This is a genomic window from Roseiconus nitratireducens, from assembly GCF_008629675.1.
Classification (GTDB): domain Bacteria; phylum Planctomycetota; class Planctomycetia; order Pirellulales; family Pirellulaceae; genus Stieleria; species Stieleria nitratireducens.
Map to the genome: position 1 here is coordinate 1 of NZ_VWOX01000076.1, position 734 is coordinate 734.

Sequence of the window (734 nt, forward strand, 5' to 3'; positions counted from 1 at the left end):
CCTATCGGAGAAGACGCCCGTACGAAGTTCAGTATTGACGGAACGTCGTCCAGGGCAACACCGAAGATCGCTACATGCATGCCCATGCACTGACCATGGCGGTAACGTTCTCTGTCCCCGGATTAAATCCGGACCGCTCAGTCCCGCAAGCCGATCGACATGCGCTCGCAGATTCGTCTCGATCGTGTCGCGGCCGATTGGCATCGTTCGAGGGGAATTTAACGCGGAGATGCGGAGGAGCGGAGAATCGCGGAGAAAGAGTTGCTGCTGAAGGGTGGGGAGATTGCGTCCGCTATTCAGAGACTCGTGGTCCGCGATAGTTGTTCACGATTCGATGGAGACCATCAACAAGTTTTGCTTCATGGAAATTGAGAAGCAAACCCACATTCAGGTTCATCAGACGAAGGTGAGAGAGGGTTTGCGCCTTGTCGATCGGATGGATGGCTGACTTGGCTTTCAGCTCGATGACGATCAGTTCTTCAACAAGCAAATCGGCGCGAAATGCACAGGGGTCATGCAATTCGTCATAGTCGAGGGCGACAGGCTTCTCTTCGACGACGGAGAATCCGCGTTTTCGAAGCTCATACGCAAGACATCGACGATAGACCGACTCCAATAAACCTGGTCCAAGCCTGCGATGCACGAAGATCGCGGCACCAATGATTGCATCGGTCAACTCATTCTCCGTCATTCGCCTATCGACCTATCACCTTCATACAAACCAAACTGGCCAT

1 protein-coding gene is annotated in these 734 nt (G+C 53.3%); it reads right to left on the minus strand.

Annotated features, from left to right (window positions below; genetic code table 11):
• Positions 1-292 precede the first annotated feature (292 nt).
• Positions 293-676 carry a GxxExxY protein gene (locus FYK55_RS28760; protein ID WP_235909053.1) on the minus strand — a complete coding sequence of 128 codons (384 nt, stop codon included), beginning with the start codon at positions 674-676 and terminating at the stop codon, positions 293-295.
• Positions 677-734 lie beyond the last annotated feature (58 nt).